Source organism: Streptomyces fumanus, assembly GCF_014655295.1.
Taxonomy (GTDB): Bacteria; Actinomycetota; Actinomycetes; order Streptomycetales; family Streptomycetaceae; genus Streptomyces; species Streptomyces fumanus.
Genome location: NZ_BNBI01000013.1, coordinates 44,810 through 64,667, shown reverse-complemented (window position 1 = coordinate 64,667; position 19,858 = coordinate 44,810). Strand labels below are relative to the sequence as shown.

The following is a 19,858-nucleotide window of genomic DNA, read 5'->3' as shown; positions in this document are numbered from 1 at the left end:
AGGAGAGTGGCCGGAAAGCCATGGTGACAGTGATTCGTCCGTGAACATACTCGACTCCTAGGACGCCTCACGTCACGCGACGGCGCCCTCACGCAGAGCACACGCGCCGCACCGGCCGGCGGGCCACGCGACTGGGGATGGTAGACGTGCACGACGAGTTCCTGTGCCATGTCACCGCGTACGGAGTCTGCGGCGGCCGGTGGGTCGGCGTCCCCCTCGGCACCTACCGGGCCCCCACCCTCGCCCTCGCCCTGTGGTGGCTGCGCGACCGCGCCTCCTGGATCGCCGAGCGCCTCGACCCCCAGCCGGACCAGCCGCACCTGCCGCGCGGCGCCCTGACCCCGGTCGCCGACGACGCGCCGGACGTGCCCCGGGTGCTGCGCTCCTGGTGCGCCGATGCGGCCCGGCAGGACCTGATCGCCGACGAACTGGCCGCCGGACGGCTGGTCCGGGTCGCCACCAGCGACGAGACCACCGAGTACGAACTGCTCGCCGAGTCGGTGGACGCGCTGCGGATGCAGCGCACGGTGGCGCCGCAGATGGTTCCGGTCGGCTGAGACCGGTCGGCGAATACCGGTCGGCGAAGACCGGTCAGCGGCCCGTCCGGCGGCCGGTCCAGCGGGCGAGCGGGGTGCCGAGGAGGCCCGCGAGCCCTCCCCACAGCGCCGCCAGGCCGACGGTGCTCCACAGCCGGGGCCGCAGGAACAGATGGCCGGACAGCCCGGCGCTCAGGTCGCCGATGCCGAGCACCGACAGGCCGTGCGCGAAGACCCTGGCGGCCAGGCAGACCATGAGCGCCGCCATGGCCAGGGCCACGGCCAGCCGCACGGCGTTGTGCCGGGCCGGTGTCCGGGGGCGGGACCGCACCGCCGTCAGCCACCCCGCGGCGAGCAGCAGCACCCCGGCGGCGACCGGCAGCCACCACACCCGGCCGTCCCGCTCGGCGAGCGTGCCCAGGTTCAGCGCGGCGGCGTCCGGGGCGCGCAGCACCTCGTCCAGGAGGTGCGGCATCGGCAGGGCGAACGGCCCGTCCACCTGCCCGTCCCAGGTGGCGCCCAGGCCGATGGTCAGCGCCGGCCACACCAGGTTGGGCAGGCCGAGCAGCAGCACGGCCAGGGTCCGCGCCGGGTGCCCGCGGGTCGCCGCGACCACCAGGGCGGCGACGGCGCCGGCGGCCACGCAGGCGAGCAGCAGCAGGAGCACCGCGGACGCCGCCGGCCGCACCGCCGTCCCGAGCCGCGACAGGCGCCCCGGCAGCGGCACCCCGCGCGTCACCAGGACGGCGAGCAGCAGCACGCCCGCCAGCCACAGCAGGCCGAACAGCACGGTCAGCGGGACGTCGGCGGCGAAGCCGACGGTGGGGGAGAGGCCGAACAGGTCGCCGAGGTCGTCCAGGAGCCCCTCGCCGAGCGACACCTCGAAGGTGTGGCGCGCGGCGAAGGCCAGGCCCAGCAGGGCGCACAGCCACAGCGCGGCGATCCGGCCCGCCCACCCCGCCAGCCCGGGGAGCCCGGCCACCGCCCGCCGCCGCAGCGGACGCAGAAAGCCCCGGCCGATCACCAGGGCGCCGGTCAGCGTCACCGACAGCGGCATCACGGTCAGGTCCGCCTCCGCACCGATGAGGTCCCCGGCCGCCCCGGACACGTCGACCGAGCCGCCCACCGCCGTCACCATCACCGCCGTGACGACGCGTGGGAAGGCCCCGCCGGGCAGGTCCCCGGCCCCGGCCGCCCACAGCCCCAGCGCGGCCACCGCGCCCATGGCCAGCAGCCCGGCCAGCACGGCGCCCAGGGCCCGCGGCCAGCCGTGCGGGTGCGGGCCGGGACGGCCGGGGGAGGTGCGCGTGCTCACGCCGCCACGCTAAGCAGGACCCGCCGGGCCCGCCCGTCGGCGCGGCCGTCCGCGTCCCCGCTCAGCCGGTGGCCCGTACCACCAGGGCGTAGTCGCCGAGCCCCAGCAGCAGCTCCGCCGACAGGGTGCCGAGCGTGGTGAACACGGCCAGGACCCGGCCGGTGTCCGGGTCGAAGACGGCGTCCAGCACCGTGCCGCGCGCCTCGCCGGTGTCGGTCAGCACGCGGCTGCCCAGCAGGTCGTGCGGCGGCGCGGGGGCGTCCGAGGGGCCGGGGGAGTGGGCGTGGACCAGGACGGCGTCCGGTTCGACGGCGTGCACCGCGGCCCAGGGCAGCACCGTCTCCCGGCGGTGCCGGCCGCGCAGCCGCAGATGCGTGACCGTCCCCGCGTCGACGTCCACGGCCAGGGAGGTGACGACCCCGGTCTCGGTCGCGTCGGGTGCCACCACGGGCAGGCCGCGCACCCGGGAGAACAGCATCACGGCGTACACCCCGGCCGGCCGGCGGCCAGGGCGCCGAGCCCGGACAGGTCCTCGGTGACCCGGACGCTCTCCCCGGGCAGGACCAGGGCCCGGCCGGTGACGGTGAGGTCCTCGCCGCGCGGCACGTACACCCGGCGGCGGCGCCGTCGGGGGCCCGGCACCAGCGCCTTGCTCGCGTCGACCCGGAAGCCCACGACGCGACCGCTGCGGCCGCCCGCCACCACCACGTCCAGCACCGTGCCGACCTCCGTGCCCGAGTCCGTCAGCAGCCTCGCGCCCAGCACCCGGTCGCGCAGCACCTCGCCGTCCGGCGGCACGGGGGAGGCGCCCGCCGGGTCCCGCCGGGAGCGGATCATCACCGCGTCATGGCCCAGGCAGTGCACCGCCGACCACGGCAGCCTGTGTCCCAGCGACCCCGACAGCAGCCCGCGTCCGCTGAGCGCGAACCCGACGATCCGGCCCGCCGCCGCGTCGAATACGGTGTCCTTGACCTGGGCGACCGCGTCGCCGCCCAGGGTGACCACCGGCCGGGTGGTCAGGCTCCGCGCGGTCATCAGCTCGTCCATCGCACGCCCTTCCCGCCGGGCCGGCGTCCGCGCCGCGACCGGCTCCGGATCCCTCCGGGTTCCCCGCCGGGCCGTGACGATGCACGCGGTGCGGATCAGGGGGACTGCTCCGCCGAGGCCGGGGTACGAGGACTGGTGCAGTAGCGTCCGGCCAGTCCGGCTTCCGAGAGAGAAACGCATGATCGATCATCTGGACGGGGCAGTGATACCGACTGGTTTCGACGTGCCCGTGGAACCGCTTCGGCGGGCGGCACACTTCACCGGCGAGCCGGGATGCATCGCGGAGGCGCGCTCCTTCGCGTCCCTCTTCATGGAGCAGCTCCGCACCGAGTGGTGCGCCACCATCGGCGACCGCGATGACGGCGCCGTGCTCCTGGTGGTGAGCGAGCTGGTGACCAACGCCGACCGGCACAGCAACGGCCCGTACATCCTGGAGCTGGAGGGCACGGACACCACGGTGACGGTGTGCGTCTACGACAGCAGCGCGGCGGTGCCCCGCCGGTTTCCCCGCGATCCGGAGCGCGTGGGCCGGCACGGACTGGAGATCGTGCACGCGCTGACCGAGGAACTGCACGTCGAGCGGGTCCCCGTCGGCAAGCGGGTCCGCGCGGTGGTCCGCCTCGCCCAGGACTGACCGGTACGCACCCGGCACCGACCCGGGCCGCACGGTGGCCGCCCCTCCTGAGGAAGGGCGGCCACCGTCCTGTCGTGCGGCGCGGGCCGGTCTCAGACGCGGTCCAGGTCGCCGAGCATGCCCTCGCGCAGCTTGCTGAGGATCCGCTTGATCAGCCGCGAGACGTGCATCTGCGAGCAGCCGAGCCGTTCGCCGATCTCCGCCTGGGTGGCCTCCTCCACGAACCGCATGTGGATGATCTGCCGGTCGCGGTCGCTCAGCTCCGCCATCAGCGGGGCCAGGGTGTGGAAGTCCTCGACGAGCCGCAGCCCGTTCTCCTCCACGCCGATGAAGTCGGCGAGCACCGCCTCGCCGCCCTCGGGGCCGTCGCCGGTGAGCGCGGCGTCCAGGGACGAGGAGTGGTAGCCGTTGGCGGCGATCTGGCCCTCGACGACCTCGCTCTCGCTGATGTTCATCAGCGTGGCCAGCTCCGCGGCGGTCGGCTCGCGGTCCAGCCGGCTGGACAGCTCCTCACGGGCCTTGGCCAGCTCCACGCGCAGCTCCTGCAGCCGCCGCGGCACGTGCACGGCCCACGTGGTGTCCCGGAAGAAGCGCTTGATCTCGCCGACGATGTACGGCAGCGCGAACGAGGTGAACTCCACCTCGCGCGAGAGCTCGAACCGGTCGATGGCCTTGATCAGGCCGATCATGCCGGTCTGGACGATGTCCTCCATGTCGTTGCCGCGGCCGCGGAACCGCCCGGCGGCGAACCGCACGAGTGACATGTTCATCTCGATCAGGGTGTTGCGCGCGTACTGGTACTCGTGCGTGCCCTCTTCGAGTCCGGCCAAGCGCTGGAAGAACTGGCGGGACAGTTCGCGCGCGTCGCGCGGGGCCACGGACCGGCCGTCCACGGCTTGCGCAAGCGATCCGCCGTCCGCACCGGTCCCGGTGAAGTACTCGACACGCCGTGTCCCCGGCCGGGTCACGGCGGGCTTCATTGCCTCTCCCACGAAAGTCACGGTTCGACGTCTCCCCTAAGTCCTCCCGCGGTCGCGGGTACCCAGGTCACGCCCGCACATGCCGCTGGTGGCCGCATGGCACGAGAACAGTGACCGCGGTGTCGTGAGAAACCGCTCTCTCAGGGTAACGGGGTGAGCGTCCGGGCACATCTCGGGGGCCGCGCCCGCGGCCGCCGGATTTCCCTCAGGGCGGAACGCCGTCCCCTTCTTCCTTGCGCGCGGCGGCTCCTAGGCTGAGCGGGGTGAGCAGCCACGTGCCGAACGAAGCCCGCGTCATCCCCTTGCGTCCGCCCGCCGCCGAGCGCTGCGGACCCCCCGCCGCCGCCCCCCGGGAACCGCTGTGGCGGGACCTGGTGGGCGAGGTCCTGCGCCGCGAGCGCCTCGCCCAGGAACGCACGCTGAAGGAGGTCGCCGAGGCGGCGCGGATCTCCGTGCCGTACCTGTCGGAGGTGGAGCGGGGCCGCAAGGAGGCGTCCTCCGAGGTGCTCGCCGCCGCCGCCCGCGCCCTCGGCCTGGGCCTGGGCGACCTGCTCTCCCGCGCCCAGCGCCGACTGAGCCCACCCACCACGGCCCGTGCCACCACGGCCCGCACCGCCCCCGCCCGCACCACCACCACCGCCCGGCCCGGTGCGGCCGGCGCGCGGCACGACGGGCTGTGCCTGGCCGCCTGACGCCCGGCGGTGCGGGGCCGGCGCCCGGGGGAGACCCGGGGCGCCGGCCCCCGCGGGTCAGACCGTCGCCAGGCGCCGGCTCAGCACCTCGTCGGCCAGCCCGTACGCCACCGCCTCCGCGGCCGTGAACACCTTGTCGCGGTCCATGTCGGCGCGCAGGGTGCGCACGTCGTGGTGGGTGTGGCGGGCCAGCACCTCCTCGACCTGGGAGCGGATGCGGACCATCTCCTTGGCCTGGAGCGCCAGGTCGGAAACGGTGCCCTGGCGGCCCCCGCTGGCGGGCTGGGCGAGCAGCACCCGGGCGTGCTCCAGCACGAACCGCCGCCCGGGATCCCCGCCCGCCAGCAGCACCGCCGCCGTGGAGGCCGCCTGGCCGACGCAGAACGTGGAGACCGGCGCCCGTACGAACGTCATCGTGTCGTAGATCGCCATGAGCGAGGTGAACGAGCCGCCGGGGGAGTTGATGTAGATCGAGATCTCGCTGTCCGGGGCCGCCGACTCCAGGTGCAGGAGCTGGGCGATGACCACGTTGGCCACGCCGTCGTCGATCTCGGTGCCGAGGAAGATGATCCGCTCCGACAGCAGGCGGCTGAACACGTCGTAGGACCGCTCGCCGCGCGGGGTGCGCTCGACGACGTTCGGAATCGTGTACGTCCCCATGATCACAGTCCCATCCGTCGCTTCGGGGCGGTCGGGCGGACGTCCGCGAGGGCGTGCACGACCCGGTCCACCATGCCGTACTCCCTGGCCTCCTCGGCCGTGAACCAGCGGTCCCGGTCGCCGTCCCGGGAGATCGTCTCCGGTGACTGGCCGGTGTGCTCGGCGGTGATCCGCTCGATGGTCCGCTTGGTGAACTCCAGGTTCTCCGCCTGGATCTCGATGTCGGCGGTGGTGCCGCCGATGCCCGCCGACGGCTGGTGCATCATGATCCGCGCGTTCGGCAGGGCGTACCGCTTGCCCTTGGCGCCCACGCTGAGCAGGAACTGCCCCATGCTGGCGGCGAACCCCATGGCGAGGGTGGCGACGTCGTTGGGGATCAGCCGCATCGTGTCGTAGATGGCGAGGCCCGCGTGGACCGAGCCGCCGGGGGAGTTGACGCACAGGGTGATGTCGGTGCGCGGGTCCTCCGCGGACAGGATCAGCAACTGGGCGCAGATCCGGTTGGCGGAGACCTCGTCGACCTGGGTGCCCAGCAGGATGACGCGCTGGGCCAGCAACTGGGCGGCCAGGTGGTCGTCGAACCGGGTCGCGGGGGTGTCGCCCTCCTCGGCGCGGGGCAGCGTGGCCGGCACCGGACCGGCGGTCAGTGGAGACATCGGCGCTCCTTCGTCCTCGTACGCGGCGGAAGTGCCGCTGTCCCCACTGTCGGCCGCGCGGGGCCCGTAGCGGCCCGTTCTCTGCCCGCGGCAGATTCGCCACGGGCAGAGCGGGAGAAGGGGCCGCCGGGCCGATGAGTTCCGGGGCGCGCGGCGGTCTACCTTCCAGACCGTGCTCCACGACCCAGGAGGAACCCTGATGGACACCGCCGGCTTCACCACCTGTCTGTGGTTCGACGACCAGGCCGAGGAGGCCGCCCGCTTCTACGTCTCCGTCTTCGAGAACTCCGGCCTCGGCGCGATCACCCGCTACCCCGAGGGCTCGATGCGCCCCGCCGGCACCGTGATGACCGTCGACTTCACCGCCAACGGCCAGAAGTTCGTCGCGCTGAACGGCGGGCCGCAGTTCACCTTCACCGAGGCGGTCTCCTTCCAGGTGATGTGCGACACCCAGGAAGAGGTCGACCACTACTGGGCCGCGCTGCGCGAGGGCGGCGGCGAGGAGGGCCCGTGCGGCTGGCTCAAGGACCGCTACGGACTGTCCTGGCAGGTCGTCCCGGTCCGGATCAACGAGATGTTCGCCGACCCGGACCCCGAGAAGGCGGCGCGCGCGAGCAAGGCGATGCTCACCATGCGCAAGCTCGACATCGCCGAGCTGGAGAAGGCGTTCGCCGGCGAGTGACCGCCGGGCCCCGTCCGCGGACGGGAGCGTGTCCCGGACCGCCCGCGCGGCCATGGCATGATCGGGCGCATGCGTGAACGTGTAGTGGCCGCGTGCGACGGGGCCTCCAAGGGCAACCCCGGACCGGCCGGCTGGGCCTGGGTCGTCGCCGACGACAGCGAGACCCCGGCCCGCTGGGAGGCCGGGCCGCTGGGCCGTACCACCAACAACGTCGCCGAACTGACGGCGCTGGAGAAGCTGCTCACGGCCGTCGACCCCGGGGTGCCGCTGGAGATCCGGATGGACTCCCAGTACGCGATGAAGGCCGTCACCACCTGGCTGCCGGGCTGGAAGCGCAACAACTGGAAGACCGCCGCGGGCAAGCCGGTCGCCAACCAGGAACTGGTCGTGCGCATCGACGCGCTGCTCGACGGCCGCTCGGTGGAGTTCCGCTACGTCCCCGCCCACCAGGTCGACGGCGACCGGCTCAACGACTTCGCGGACCGGGCCGCCAGCCAGGCCGCCACCGTCCAGGAACCGGCGGGCAGCGACCTCGGCTCCCCGGAGCCGCCGCCGTCGCCGGACACCCCGAAGGCCAGGGCCCCGCGACGCAAAGCCGCCGCCACCCGGAAGGGCGGCGGCGGCTCGGCGCGGACCATCAAGGCCAAGTTCCCCGGGCGCTGCCTGTGCGGGCGGGCCTACGCGGCCGGCGAGTCCATCGCCAAGAACACCCAGGGCTGGGGCCATCCGGAGTGCCGTACGGCCGAAGCCGGATAGCCCCGGAGGCCGGGCGCGCGGGTCAGACGGCCCCGCGCCAGGCGCCGGTCTCGTGACCGCGCCCCTCGATGAACTCCTTGAAGCGCTTCAGGTCGCCCTTGGTCTGACGCTGCACGACCCCGAGCTTGTCGCCCGCCTTCTCGGCGAGGGTGTCCGGCTGGAAGTCCATCTGCAGCATCACCTTGGTGTGCTGGTCGTCCAGGCGGTGGAAGGTGACGACACCCGCCTGCTTGGCCTCGCCGCCGACCGTGGTCCAGGCGACCCGCTCGTCCGGGATCTGCTCGGTGATCTCCGCGTCGAACTCGCGCCGCACGCCGTCCACCTTCGTCACCCAGTGGGTGAGGGTGTCGGTGCGCTGCTCGATCCGCTCGACGCCGCTCATGAACTCGGGGAACGACTCGAACTGGGTCCACTGGTTGTACGCGGTGTGGACCGGGACGCCGACCTCGACGGACTCCTCGACCTGCGACATGAGGTACTGCCTCCTTCGGCTCGTGGATTTCTCGTTGCGACGGTGCGCGGGTACCCGTGACTTCCGGGCCGAATCAGCCCGGCACCGGACGTTCTCGCTGCTACTGTGCGCAGAAATATGACCGTTTCGCCCATGTTCAGGAGGGTGTGTGAAGGTCGTCTGCGTCGGCGGCGGACCCGCCGGGCTCTACCTCGCGATCCTGCTCAAACGGCAGGACCCCGCCCACGACATCACCGTCCACGAACGCAACCCCGAGGGCTCCACCTACGGTTGGGGCGTCACGTACTGGCGTCCGCTGCTCGACCGGCTCCGCGCCCACGACCCGGAGTCCGCGCGGGCCGTCGAGGACGCCTCCGCACGCTGGCGGGACGGCGTCGCCCGGGTAGGGGACCTGACGGTCCGTCACCGGGGCGACGAGGGCTTCGGTATCGGCCGGCACAGGCTGCTGGAGATCCTCGCCGCCCGGGCCCGCGCGCTCGGCGTCCGCCTGGAGCACGGCAGCGAGGTCACCGGCGCGCGGTGGCCCGCCGCCGACCTCGTGGTCGCCGCCGACGGCGCCGGCAGCGCGCTGCGCACCCGTCACGCCGGCCACTTCGGCACCGGGATCAGGACCGGCCGCAACCGCTACGCGTGGCTCGGCACCAGCAAGGTCTTCGACGCCTTCACCTTCGCCTTCGTGGCGACCGCGCACGGCTGGATCTGGGCCTACGGCTACGCCTTCGGCCCCCGGGGCAGCACCGTCGTCGTGGAGTGCGCACCGGAGACCTGGACCGGGCTCGGCCTGGACCGCACCGACCCGGACCGCCAACTCGCCCTGCTGGAGGAGTACTTCGCCGGTCTGCTCGACGGCCACCGGCTCACCGGGCGCGCCCCGGCCGAGGGCGGCACCCCCTGGACGGCCTTCCGCACCCTGACCAACCGCACCTGGTCCCTCGGCAACCTGGTGCTGCTCGGCGACGCCGCCCACACCACGCACTACTCGATCGGGGCCGGCACCACCCTCGCCCTGGAGGACGCCATGTCCCTGGCCGCCGCCCTGCGCGGACCCGCCGCCCTGCCGGACGCCCTCGCCCGCTACGAACGCGAACGCAAGGCGGCCCTGCTGCCGGTCCAGAGCGCCGCCCGCTACAGCGCCCGGTGGTACGAGAACCTGCCCCGCTACCTCGCCCTGCCGCCCGAGCGGATGTTCGCCCTGCTCGGCCAGCGCCACTCACCCCTGCTGCCGTACCTCCCGCCGGACCTGTACTACCGCCTCGACCGGGCCGCCGGACACCTGGAGCCGCTGCGCCGCCTCAAACGCCGCCTCGGCCCCCGGCTGGCCCGCGCCCTGCAGGCCAGGGAGCCGGCCGGGCGCGCCTGACCGGGCCGGCGGATGACACACTGACGCCATGGAAGAACGCTCATTCGACAGGTCCGGTCAGCACGCCTCCGTGATCGGCCTGGGTACCTGGCAGCTCGGCGCCGACTGGGGAGACGTCGACGACAAGGCGGCCCAGGCCGTACTGGAGGCGGCGGCCGAGGCCGGGGTCACCTTCTTCGACACCGCCGACGTCTACGGCGACGGCCGCAGCGAGGAGACCATCGCCGCGTTCCTGCGCGGCCGGCCCGACCTGCGCGTCATGGTCGCCACCAAGATGGGCCGCCGGGTCGACCAGCTCCCCGAGAACTACGTCCTGGACAATTTCCGCGCCTGGAACGACCGCTCCCGGCGCAACCTCGGCGTCGACGTCATCGACCTGGTCCAGCTCCACTGCCCGCCCACCCCCGTCTACTCCACGGACGAGGTGTTCGACGCCCTGGACACCCTGGTGGCCGAGGAGCGGATCAAGGCGTACGGCGTCAGCGTCGAGACCTGCGCCGAGGCGCTCACCGCCATCGCCCGGCCGGGCGTGGCCAGCGTGCAGATCATCCTCAACCCGTTCCGGATGAAGCCGCTGCGCGAGGTGCTCCCCGCCGCCCGGGAGGCCGGTGTGGGCATCATCGCCCGGGTCCCGCTCGCCTCCGGCCTGCTCTCCGGCAAGTACACCCGCGACACGGTCTTCGCCGCCAACGACCACCGCACCTTCAACCGGCACGGTGAGGCGTTCGACCAGGGCGAGACCTTCTCCGGCGTCGACTTCACCACGGGCGTCGAGGCCGCCGCCGAGTTCGCGGCGCTCGCCCCCGAGGGCTGCACCCCGGCCCAGTTGGCGCTGCGCTGGATCGTCCAGCAGCCCGGTGTCACCACCGTCATCCCCGGCGCCCGCTCGCCCGAGCAGGCCCGCGCCAACGCCGAGGCCGCCCGGCTGCCCGAGCTGTCCGACGCGACGCTCGGGGCCATCACCGAGCTGTACGAGCGGCGGATCAAGGACCAGGTCGAGAGCCGCTGGTAGTCGGGAAACCGCTGGTCACGGCACCAGGAGCAGTTGCCGTTCCTGCTCCTGGTCGCCGGAGGCGGCGCCCTCGTCCCGGGTGGAGAAAGCGGAGGTGAGCGTCTCGCTGGCCGCCGCCACCGCCTGCGGGGACCCCTGCACCGTGACGGTCACCGGCGCGGACAGGTTCCCGCCGCGGGTGGTGCCGGACGGTTCCGGGTTCGCCGCGGAGCTGAAGGTGGCCGTGCGGATGGTGGCCCGCTCGTCGGTGGGCACCTCGTCCGGCTCGCCGAACACGTCCTGGAGCGCGCGCACCACGGCCCGCGCGTCCTCGATGCCGCCACCGTCCAGTGTCACGGTGAGCTGCGTGTCGGACATACCTCATGACCTCCTCGAAAACCACGTCAAAGTCGCGGTCCGTGTAACCGCCCGCCGGTGGTCCAAACAACACCCCACCCGTCACGGTGTCTGACTCCGGGGAACCCGGGCAACAGGAAAGCCCAAGGTGAGGCCACGGCGACCAGGAGGACACGGTGACGGACAGCGGCACGCGGGAAGAGACGGCGGTCAGGCGCCGGGGGCGCGACGAGACCGAGGAGGAGCGCGCCGACCGGATGTGGACGGAGCTGATCCAGGAGGTCCGGGTCGCCCAGATGGGCGTACAGATACTCTTCGGCTTCCTGCTGACCGTGGTCTTCCAGCCGAAGTACGAGCGGCTGTCCGACACCGACCAGCGGATCTACCTGATCACCGTCGTCCTCGGCGCCTGCGCGACCGGCGCGCTGATCGGCCCGGTCTCGCTGCACCGCCTGGTCTCCGGGCGGCGCGTCAAACCGCAGGCGGTGCGGTGGGCGTCGCGGCTCACCCTGCTCGGGCTGGTGCTGCTGCTCGCCACCACGACCGCCTCGCTGCTGCTGATCCTGCGCGTCGCCACCCACGACGGGTTCGTGCCCTGGCTGGTCGCGGGGGTGGTCGGCTGGTACCTGCTGTGCTGGTTCGCGCTGCCCCTGTGGACCCGCCACCGGTACACCGCCGGGTAGGCCGGCGTCACTCGGCGCCGGCGATGACCTCCGCCAGGAAGTCGTCGACGGCGACCTTCTCCCGGCCGGGCGGGACCAGGCGGTGGGTCTCGCGCAGGAAGGCGGCGACCGCCGGCGCCCACGCGTACACCACCGCGCGGTGCCGGTCGCCGTCGGTGCGCGGGTCGCCCAGGAACTCCATGCGCAGCTCGTCCCAGACGCCCCGGGAGACCGGGCGCAGCCGCACGTCACCGACGCCGACCGGGCGCAGCAGGCCGTCGGCGACCATCTCGCGGTCCAGCGTCCAGCGGGCCAGCACCCGCCCGTCGTGGCTGAAGACGATGCTCAGCGCGAACGGGTCCGCGGCGTCGTACCCCAGGTGGGCGAGGACGGAGCACCGGTCCGTGTCGCCCGCCTGGAGCTGTACGACAAGCGTCTTGTGCACGAGCGAGTTCACGAAAGGGCCTCCGGGACGACGAATCTGCGTAGCCCTCTTCGAGTACCCCGACCTCCCGGACGATGCTCCGTCGACCGGGTGACATTCCCGGAACGTTATCGAACGTTACCGATCCGACACGCCCTCAGGAGCCGCCCAGCGCCTCGCGCAGCGCCGGCAGCAGGGTCTTCTCGGACCAGTCCAGGAAGGCGTGCTGGGAGTCGCCGCCGATCTGCACCAGGGCGATCTCGGTGAACCCGGCCTCCGCGTACGGCCGCACCGCCTCGACGAACGCCTGCGGGTCGTCGCCGCACGGGATCGACGCGGCCACGTCGTCCGGGGTGACGAACTGGGTCGCCGCCTCGAAGGAGTCCGGGTGCGGCAGCTCGGAGTTGACCTTCCAGCCGCTGCCGAACCAGCGGAACTGGTCGTGCGCCCGCTCGATCGCCGTCTCGCGGTCCGGGTCGTAGCAGACCGGGAGCTGCCCGACGCGGGGCTTGCCGCTGCCGCCGTGCCGGTCGAAGGAGTCCAGCAGCTCCGGCTTCGGCTCGGTGGCGATCACCAGGTCGGCCAGTTCGCCCGCGAGCTTCGCCGACCGCTCGCCGGAGACGGCGATCCCGATCGGCGGGGGGCTGTCCGGCAGGTCCCACAGCTTGGCGGACTCCACGTCGAAGTGGGTGCCGTGGTGGGTGACGTGACCGCCGTCGAACAGCGCCCGGATGATCTCCACGGCCTCCCGGAACATCTCGTGCCGCACGTCCACGGACGGCCAGCCGCCGCCCACCACGTGCTCGTTGAGGTTCTCGCCCGAGCCCAGCCCCAGCCGGAACCGGCCCTCGGACAGCAACTGCATCGTCGCCGCCTTCTGCGCCACCACCGCCGGGTGGTACCGGAACGTCGGGCAGGTCACGTACGTCATCAGCGGGATGCGCGACGTCGCCTGGGCCGCCGCGCCGAGCACGCTCCACGCGTACGGGGAGTGACCCTGCGCACGCAGCCACGGGAAGTAGTGGTCGGAGGTCACCGAGAAGTCGAAGCCGACCTCCTCGGCCCGCACCACATGGCCGACCAGTTCACGGGGGCCGGCCTGCTCGGTCATCATCGTGTATCCGATTCGCACCATAACGGACGGGTCCCCGTCCTGACCGGGCGAAAACGGCCCGGAGGGGGCGTGTGCCGGCGGGGACGGCGGCCTTCTGGCGCGGGGGCGGCCCCTCCCGCCGCCCCCGGGTCCCGTACGGCCGTCAGCCCAGGCCGAACCGTGTGGTCCAGGCCGCCACGTCCGCGACCGACGCGTTGCCTCCGCAGACCACCAGGCCGAGCCGGGCCCCGGGGCCCACCCGCTCGGCCACCCGCCGGGCGGCGGGGACCAGACAGCCCGCGGCCGGCTCGGTCCACAGCTTCGCGTGCTCGGCCAGCTCCAGCGAACCCCGGACGGCCTCCCGGTCCGGCACCACCAGCACCTCGGTGACCAGCGCCGCCACATGCTCGTACGTCAGCGCCGACACGGACGGGGCGCTGAGCGTGGTGACGATCGACGACACCTCCACCGGCACCGGCCCGCCCGCCGCCAGCGCCCGCGACATCGCCTCGGCGCCCTCGGTCTCCACCCCCCACACCCGTATGTCCGGCCGCAGCGCCCGCAGCGCCACCGCCACCCCGGCGATCAGCCCGCCGCCCCCGATGCTCACCAGGACGTCGGTGAGGTCGCCCGCGTCGGCGGCGAACTCCCGCCCCACGGTGCCCTGTCCGGCGATGACCACCGGGTCGTCGAAGGGGTGCACCGGCGTCAGCCCCTCCTCGCCGAGCCGGGCGGCGAGCGCGAACGCGCTGTCCATGCCGTCGGTCAGCCGCACCGACGCCCCGGCGTCCTCGGCGATCCGGACGGAACGGGCGGGTGCCGTGCGCGGCATCACCACCGTGGCCTTCACATCGAGGGCGGCGGCCATGACCGCCAGGGCGATCCCGTGATTGCCGCCGCTGACCGCCACCACCCCGGCGGCCCGCTCGGCCTCGCTCAGCGACAGCAGCTTGGCGACCGCGCCGCGCGCCTTGAACGAGCCGGTGCGCTGCAGCAGTTCCAGTTTCGCCGTCACCGGCACCCCGAGCAGCGCCGACAGCCCGGGGCTGTCCACCGTGGGGGTGCGCACCACATGGCCGGCGATGCGCTCGGCGGCGGCGTCGATCTCCCTGATCCCGATCACGTACGTGGCCTCTCAGTGCTGCTGCGTCTTCTGCGGCGTGGCCTCGCTCGGCCGCACCACCACATATCCCTGCCCCTGGAGCATGAGCTGCACGGCCTCCCCGGAGCCGCCGCGCAGCATCGAGCCGATGGACTGCGAGCGGTGCAGGGAGGTGTCCAGCCCGGCGGTCCAGCCGACGATCGCGTCGGTGTCGACGTACACCGGGTACTGCGGGGAGACCGGGATGACCAGCGGGGTGCCCTCGCAGATCAGGCCCAGGTTGCCCTGGCCGCTGAACACGCTGTTGAACAGGCCGCCGCCGCTGATGCCGGCGCCCTTGACGGTGGCGATGCGGTACGACAGCGAGGCGTCGAAGCAGAGCACGTTGCGGCCGTTGACGGTGAACTCGTCGCCCGGGTCGACCTGGACGACGAAGACGCTCTGCGCCTCGTGCGCGAACCACGCCTCGCCCTGGCCGCGCACCGCCATCAGGGGCAGCCCCTCCCCGGTGACCGCGCGCTTGAGCATCCCGCCCACGCCCTGGCCCTTGCGTTCGAACTGGAGGTTGCCGCGGTAGGCGACCATGGCGCCCTGCCGGGCCAGCATCTCGCCGTTGACCGCGTAGCGGATGCACTTGGAGTTCTCGACGGTCATGCCCGGCGCCTGCGCGGGCTGCACCATGTGCTCGTGGGAAAAGAGGTCACCCTTCATGGGGGCATCCTTTCCCGGACCCCGCCGTTCCGCCAAGATCGTGTGCGCGGTGGGTCAACCGCCGAACACCTGCGTCCAGTACGTGCCCGCGCGGCCCCCGCCGGCCAGGCCGACGCCGATGTGGGTGAAGTCGGGCTTGAGGATGTTGGCGCGGTGCCCCGGGCTGTTCATCCAGCCCTCCACGACATCGGCCGGGGAGCGCTGGCCGCAGGCGATGTTCTCGCCGACCGTGCGGTGCGGGGCGCCGGCGGCGCCGGCGCGGTCCCAGGGCCGGCCGCCGTCGGGGTCGGTGTGCGCGTAGAAGTCGCGGGCCACCATGTCGGCGCTGTGCGCCTGGGCGGCGGCGGTGAGCCGGGGGTCGGCGGCCAGCGGCGGCAGCCCCGCGCCGGTCCGCCGCCGGTTGGTGAGGCCGACGACCTCGGCGACCGTCCGGGCCAGGCCGTCCGGGGTGAGCGGACCGGCCCACAGCGCCGTCCAGTAGGCGCCGCCCGCCGGGCCGCCGGTGGCGCGCGCCAGCCCGACATGGGCGTACGCGGCGTCGCACAGGGTGCGCCGGGCGCCGTCCGTCTCCAGGCAGTACGCCGCGAACTCGCGTGCCGTGCGCGGCCCGGAGACCAGGTGCTCGCCGACGGTGAGGTACCGGTATCCGGCGGCGATGATCCGCTGGTAGACGGCGACCCCGTCCCTGGTCTGCACGCTCAGCGCACCGGCCGCGGCCATCGCGGCGGCATGCTCCCGGGCGGCGGCCACGAGCCGCGGGTCGAACCGCACCGGCGGGGAACCGGCGGCGGCCCGCGCGGAGTTGACCGCGTCGAGGAAGGCGGCGGGGTCCGGGGCACCGGGCGGGGCGGAGTCGGTGGCGGGACCGGTGAGGGGGCCGGTGGCGGGGCCGGCCGTGGGACCGGTCGCGGGGGTGGTGGTGGGGCCGGCCATGGGACCGGTCGTGGGGCTGGTTGCAGGACCGGTCGCGGGGCTGGTCGTCGGGTGGTCGTCGTCCACGTCCACGCCGAAGTCGCGGGCGAGGCCGGCCAGGCCGTCCGCGTAGCCCTGGCCGAGGGCGCGCAGCTTCCACCGGTCGCCGCGCCGGTAGAACTCCGCGAGCAGCAGCACCGTCTCCCGGCCCGGACGCGGGGGAGTGAACCGGGCGAGGACGCGGCCGGACGCGTCGGTGATCCGCAGGGCGGGCGAGGGCAGGTCGCTCAGCGCGGTGCCGGGGTCGGCGGGGCTGACGGCGACGGTCACCCGGGTGGCGCCGGTGCGCAGACGCGCCGGGTCGACGGTGAGGACACCGTCCCGCAGCCGGGCCCCGGGGGCGTCCGGCTGGTTGTAGAAGACGAAGTCGCCGTCGCCGGCCACCTTGCCCCCGTCGTCCGTGATCAGCGCGGACAGATCGAAGGCGCCCCCCACCCGCACGCCCACGGGACCGCCGGGCAGGGGCACATTGCCGCCGGGCACCAACTCGCTCATCCTGCCGCCCTGTCGTCGTGGTCCTCCCGCACCGGTGGGGCTGACCGGACAACGCCCGGCGCGACGACGAGGTTCCCCACCGCCCCGGCGCGGAAGCCCCCTCGCGGCCGCACCGCCTACGTCGTGGACGACGGCTCGGGGGCGGGCGGTTCCGGCGCCAGCAGCCCGTCGCGGTGGGCGATGGCCGCCGCCTCGGTACGGCTCGCCGCGTTCAGCTTGGCGAGGATGTTGGAGACGTGGACGCTGGCCGTCTTGGCGCTGATGAACAGCTCCTCGCCGATCTGCCGGTTGCTGCGCCCGAGCGCCAGCAGCCTCAGGACGTCCCGCTCCCGGGGCGTCAGCGCCGGGGCGCGCTCCCCGGCGGGCGGCGCCTCGGCGAGCCGGCCGCGGCGCACCAGGGCGTCCAGCCGCTCGCGCAGCGGCACCGCGCCCAACCGGTCGGCGTCGCGCCGGACGGCCTCGGCCTCGGCCGTCGCCTCCTCGCGCCGGCCGGCGGCGAGCAGGGCCTCGGCCAGCCGCAGCCGGCACCGGGCCCGCTCGTAGCGGTCGCCGTACCCGAACGCGGCGACCGCCTTCGCCCAGACCGCCGGGTCGGGCCCGGACACCGCCCGGGTCCACTCGGCCTCGGCGCGCGCCAGCCACGCCTGCCCCTCCGGCCCCTGCGGCAGCGCGCGCTGGCTGTGCGCGGCCGACTCCCGGGCCCGGCGCACCAGGTCCGTCGCGGTCCGCGTCCAGCGCCGGACCCCGGCCGCGTCGCCGGTCCGGCGTGCCTCGACGGCCGCGTCGGCGACGGCGGCCAGCGCGAGGGCGGCGAGCCGGACCGTCGCGTCGGGCGGGGTGCCCGCGTCGTCGGTGAGCGCCTCGACGGTGGACCGCATCCGGCGCACCGCCTCCTCCGGGTCGCCGCGCAGCGCGGCGGCGTCGGTCAGCACCACCCCCGCGACCAGGGTGCCCAGCCAGTCGAACGGTCCCTGGAGCATCTCCTCGGCACGGTCGGCGGCGCCGAGGTCGCCCCGGGCCAGCGCCGCGTACAGCAGGGGCCCGGTGGCGACGAACAGGCGGCTGCCCGGCTCCTCGTCCGGCCCGCTCGCCCCGAAGTCGTCCCAGTGGCCGAGCGTGTACCGCGCCAGCCGCTGGAGGTAGCGCAGCTCTCCCGCGTACGGCGCGTGCAGCAGCCCGGCGCGGCGGGCCCGGTCCAGGCCCTCGGTCACCCGGTCCAGGCAGTTCTCCAGGTCGCCCGCCTCGAAGGTGCCGACGGCCAGGTTGAACAGGGCGCGCAGCTCCACCGGTGTGTTGCCCGAGCGCCGCGCCAGGTCCCGGGCCAGCTTCAGCCGTCGCTGGCCGATCGCGGTGCTCCGGCCGCCGCCGTCCATGCCGGCCAGGGATATCAGCAGGTCGGCGCGGGCGTCGTCGATGCCCAGCGCCTCGGCGGCGGCCAGCGCGCGGTGCGCCACCTTAAGGGCGACGCCGTTCCGGCCGACCTGGCGGGCGGCCAGTACATGGGTGGCCGCCGCCCACACCCAGGTCGCCGACGGCGGGTCGGCGGGGATCAGGGCGAGCGCCTCGCTGCTGTGGGCGAAGGCGGCGGTCAGGCTGTCGACGTCCAGCAGGTTCCCGGCGAGGGTGTACCGCACCCGGGCGGCCAGCTCCAGGTCGGCGTCCCGGTCGAGGCCGGCCAGCGCGGACCGGGTGAGGGAGACCGCGCGGTGCAGTTGCCCGGCGTGCGCCGCGGCGGCGGAGGCGCGCAGGGTGAGCGGCACGAGTCCGGTGCCCCTCGGCCGCCGGTCCGGCTCCACCGCCGACCACAGGTCCAGGGCCGTCTCCAGGTGCCGCAGCTCCTCGGCGGGCGCGCCGACCCGCTCGGCGTGGTCGGCGGCCTCCAGGGACGCGGCGAGGGCGGCGGCCAGGTCGTGGCTCGCCCGGTGGTGGTGGGCGCGTTCGGCGGCGCTCTCCGGGCGGTGGTCGCGGGCGGTCAGCAGCCGGGCGAACGCGCCGTGCAGCCGGGCCCGTTCCCCGGGGAGGAGATCGGCGTAGACCGCCTCCCGGGCCAGCGCGTGCCGGAAGGCGTAGGTGTCGCCGTCGCCGGCCACCAGGAGCTGCCGGCCCACGGCCTCGCGCAGCGCCGCCTCCAGCTCCTCCTCGGGCAGCCCGACGGCGTCCCGCAGCAGGTCGTGGCCGACCCGCCGCCCGGCGACGGCGGCGGTCCGCAGCACCTGCTGGGCGGTGTCGGTGAGCTGCTCGAACCGGATGAGCAGCACGTCGGCCAGCGCGCTGGGCACGCCGTCGTCGCCGGGGCCGGTGGCGGCGACCAGTTCCTCCGCGTAGAAGGCGTTGCCCTCGGCGCGTTCGACGATCCGGCGGACCGTGGCCTCCGGCAGCGGGCGGTCCGGCAGGGTGCGCACCAGCCGGGCCACGTCGGCGTCGGGCAGCGGCCGCAGCTCCAGCCGCTCCACGCCGGGCAGCCGGACCAGCTCGGCCAGCAGCGGCCGCAGCGGGTGGCGGCGGTGCAGGTCGTCGGCGCGGTAGGAGGCGAACACCGCGAGGCGGTCCCCGGAGCGCTGGAGCACGCCCCGGCCGAGCAGGAAGCGCAGCAGGTCCCGGGAGGACTGGTCGGCCCAGTGCAGGTCCTCCAGGACCAGCAGCAGCGGGGCGGTCCCGGCCAGCTCGGTGAGCAGCCCGGCGACGCCCTCGAACAGCCGCAGCCGCCCGTCGGGGTCCCGGGCGGCGTCCGGCCCGGCGCCCAGCAGCCGGTCGGCCACCGGATGGGCGGCGAGGACGGGCGCGAACCGCTCGTCGGCGGCGAGCGCGCCGAGGATCTCGGTGAACGGCAGGTACGGCAGGCCCACGTCGCCGAGGTCGACGCAGTGCCCGGTCAGTACCGTGCGGCCCGCCCCGGCGGCGCGGGCGGCGGCCTCGTCCAGCAGCCGGGTCTTGCCGACCCCGGCGTCCCCGGCGATCAGCACGGCGCGGGCGCCTCCGGCGGGGGCGGGGGCGAGCACGCCGGTGAGCCGGGCGAGTTCGGCTTCCCGGCCGACGAGCGGAGCGGCGAACGAGGTCTGCGGCACGCCCCCATCCTGGCACGGGGCACCGACAGCGCCCCCGGCACGCGGATCACCGGCGCCCGGGGAACGAGGGCCCGTCAGCGCCACCCGCAACGCCCTGGCGACGGCGGCCCGTCAGCGCCCGGGGAACGACGGCCGTCAGCGCCCTCCGCAACACCCTGGCGACGACGGTCCGTCAGCGTCCTCCCTCGGTACGACG

At 74.5% G+C, this 19,858-nt stretch carries 22 protein-coding genes; 8 read left to right on the top strand and 14 right to left on the bottom strand.

The annotated features are described in order from the left end of the window. Positions 1–146 precede the first annotated feature (146 nt). Complete coding sequence (locus tag IE316_RS27065) at positions 147–557, top strand: hypothetical protein (protein WP_190207112.1); 411 nt, start codon at positions 147–149, stop codon at positions 555–557. A gap of 34 nt (positions 558–591) precedes the next feature. Here the strand turns inward: IE316_RS27065 and IE316_RS27060 are convergent, their stop codons facing one another. The 3 genes from IE316_RS27060 to IE316_RS27050 form a co-directional block, all read right to left on the bottom strand. Continuing rightward, positions 592–1,851 carry a streptophobe family protein gene (locus tag IE316_RS27060; RefSeq protein WP_190207111.1) on the bottom strand — a complete coding sequence of 420 codons (1,260 nt, stop codon included), beginning with the start codon at positions 1,849–1,851 and terminating at the stop codon, positions 592–594. Positions 1,852–1,912: 61 nt separating this feature from the next. After that, a complete protein-coding gene (locus IE316_RS27055) occupies positions 1,913–2,332 on the bottom strand; it encodes a PRC-barrel domain-containing protein (RefSeq protein ID WP_190207110.1) in 420 nt (139 codons plus the stop codon). Continuing rightward, on the bottom strand, positions 2,329–2,898 hold the full coding sequence (locus IE316_RS27050) for a PRC-barrel domain-containing protein (protein WP_190207109.1): 570 nt from the start codon (positions 2,896–2,898) through the stop codon (positions 2,329–2,331). The genes IE316_RS27055 and IE316_RS27050 overlap by 4 nt, the downstream gene beginning before the upstream one ends. Before the next feature lie 178 nt (positions 2,899–3,076). Between IE316_RS27050 and IE316_RS27045 the strand changes: the two genes are divergently transcribed. Continuing rightward, positions 3,077–3,532, top strand: coding sequence for an ATP-binding protein (locus tag IE316_RS27045; protein ID WP_190207108.1), 456 nt, complete (start codon positions 3,077–3,079; stop codon positions 3,530–3,532). Between the two features lie 92 nt (positions 3,533–3,624). On the opposite strand, the gene IE316_RS27040 is transcribed toward IE316_RS27045, so the two are convergent. Beyond that, positions 3,625–4,512 (bottom strand): RNA polymerase sigma factor SigF, encoded by an 888-nt coding sequence (locus tag IE316_RS27040; RefSeq protein ID WP_190207267.1) that lies wholly within the window; start codon positions 4,510–4,512, stop codon positions 3,625–3,627. Positions 4,513–4,775: 263 nt separating this feature from the next. Between IE316_RS27040 and IE316_RS27035 the strand changes: the two genes are divergently transcribed. Then, positions 4,776–5,204, top strand: coding sequence for a helix-turn-helix domain-containing protein (locus IE316_RS27035; RefSeq protein ID WP_190207107.1), 429 nt, complete (start codon positions 4,776–4,778; stop codon positions 5,202–5,204). A gap of 57 nt (positions 5,205–5,261) precedes the next feature. Here IE316_RS27035 and IE316_RS27030 read toward each other — a convergent pair whose 3' ends face one another. Continuing rightward, positions 5,262–5,864 carry a ClpP family protease gene (locus IE316_RS27030; protein WP_190207106.1) on the bottom strand — a complete coding sequence of 201 codons (603 nt, stop codon included), beginning with the start codon at positions 5,862–5,864 and terminating at the stop codon, positions 5,262–5,264. 2 nt (positions 5,865–5,866) lie between these two features. Then, on the bottom strand, positions 5,867–6,520 hold the full coding sequence (locus IE316_RS27025) for an ATP-dependent Clp protease proteolytic subunit (protein WP_190207105.1): 654 nt from the start codon (positions 6,518–6,520) through the stop codon (positions 5,867–5,869). Positions 6,521–6,719: 199 nt separating this feature from the next. On the opposite strand from IE316_RS27025, the gene IE316_RS27020 reads away from it, so the two are divergent. Both IE316_RS27020 and IE316_RS27015 read left to right on the top strand, forming a co-directional pair. Further along, positions 6,720–7,202 (top strand): VOC family protein, encoded by a 483-nt coding sequence (locus IE316_RS27020; protein WP_190207104.1) that lies wholly within the window; start codon positions 6,720–6,722, stop codon positions 7,200–7,202. 57 nt (positions 7,203–7,259) lie between these two features. Continuing rightward, positions 7,260–7,958 carry a ribonuclease H family protein gene (locus tag IE316_RS27015; protein ID WP_190207103.1) on the top strand — a complete coding sequence of 233 codons (699 nt, stop codon included), beginning with the start codon at positions 7,260–7,262 and terminating at the stop codon, positions 7,956–7,958. A gap of 22 nt (positions 7,959–7,980) precedes the next feature. Here IE316_RS27015 and IE316_RS27010 read toward each other — a convergent pair whose 3' ends face one another. Beyond that, positions 7,981–8,430, bottom strand: a complete 450-nt coding sequence (locus tag IE316_RS27010) for an SRPBCC family protein (RefSeq protein WP_190207102.1) — start codon at positions 8,428–8,430, stop codon at positions 7,981–7,983. A gap of 148 nt (positions 8,431–8,578) precedes the next feature. Between IE316_RS27010 and IE316_RS27005 the strand changes: the two genes are divergently transcribed. Then, positions 8,579–9,790 (top strand): FAD-dependent monooxygenase, encoded by a 1,212-nt coding sequence (locus IE316_RS27005; RefSeq protein ID WP_190207101.1) that lies wholly within the window; start codon positions 8,579–8,581, stop codon positions 9,788–9,790. Positions 9,791–9,818: 28 nt separating this feature from the next. Then, positions 9,819–10,802, top strand: a complete 984-nt coding sequence (locus tag IE316_RS27000; protein WP_190207100.1) for an aldo/keto reductase — start codon at positions 9,819–9,821, stop codon at positions 10,800–10,802. Between the two features lie 15 nt (positions 10,803–10,817). Here the strand turns inward: IE316_RS27000 and IE316_RS26995 are convergent, their stop codons facing one another. Continuing rightward, complete coding sequence (locus IE316_RS26995) at positions 10,818–11,159, bottom strand: hypothetical protein (RefSeq protein WP_190207099.1); 342 nt, start codon at positions 11,157–11,159, stop codon at positions 10,818–10,820. A 155-nt stretch (positions 11,160–11,314) separates the two neighbouring features. Here IE316_RS26995 and IE316_RS26990 point away from each other — a divergent pair, with 155 nt between their 5' ends. Next, positions 11,315–11,821 (top strand): DUF6328 family protein, encoded by a 507-nt coding sequence (locus tag IE316_RS26990; RefSeq protein ID WP_190207098.1) that lies wholly within the window; start codon positions 11,315–11,317, stop codon positions 11,819–11,821. Between the two features lie 7 nt (positions 11,822–11,828). Here IE316_RS26990 and IE316_RS26985 read toward each other — a convergent pair whose 3' ends face one another. From IE316_RS26985 to IE316_RS26960, 6 genes are all read right to left on the bottom strand, one after another. After that, positions 11,829–12,257 (bottom strand): SsgA family sporulation/cell division regulator, encoded by a 429-nt coding sequence (locus IE316_RS26985; RefSeq protein ID WP_190207097.1) that lies wholly within the window; start codon positions 12,255–12,257, stop codon positions 11,829–11,831. Positions 12,258–12,381: 124 nt separating this feature from the next. Continuing rightward, positions 12,382–13,359: an LLM class F420-dependent oxidoreductase gene (locus IE316_RS26980; protein WP_190207096.1), complete on the bottom strand. Its 978-nt coding sequence runs from the start codon at positions 13,357–13,359 to the stop codon at positions 12,382–12,384. A 121-nt stretch (positions 13,360–13,480) separates the two neighbouring features. Next, positions 13,481–14,440 (bottom strand): threonine/serine dehydratase family protein, encoded by a 960-nt coding sequence (locus IE316_RS26975; RefSeq protein WP_190207095.1) that lies wholly within the window; start codon positions 14,438–14,440, stop codon positions 13,481–13,483. A gap of 12 nt (positions 14,441–14,452) precedes the next feature. Then, entirely contained in the window at positions 14,453–15,130 is a 678-nt protein-coding gene (locus IE316_RS26970; RefSeq protein WP_190207094.1) for an AIM24 family protein, read from the bottom strand. A gap of 54 nt (positions 15,131–15,184) precedes the next feature. Continuing rightward, a complete protein-coding gene (locus IE316_RS26965; RefSeq protein WP_190207093.1) occupies positions 15,185–16,597 on the bottom strand; it encodes a CAP domain-containing protein in 1,413 nt (470 codons plus the stop codon). 116 nt (positions 16,598–16,713) lie between these two features. Further along, positions 16,714–19,662 (bottom strand): helix-turn-helix transcriptional regulator, encoded by a 2,949-nt coding sequence (locus IE316_RS26960; protein ID WP_190207092.1) that lies wholly within the window; start codon positions 19,660–19,662, stop codon positions 16,714–16,716. Between the last annotated feature and the right edge of the window lie 196 nt (positions 19,663–19,858).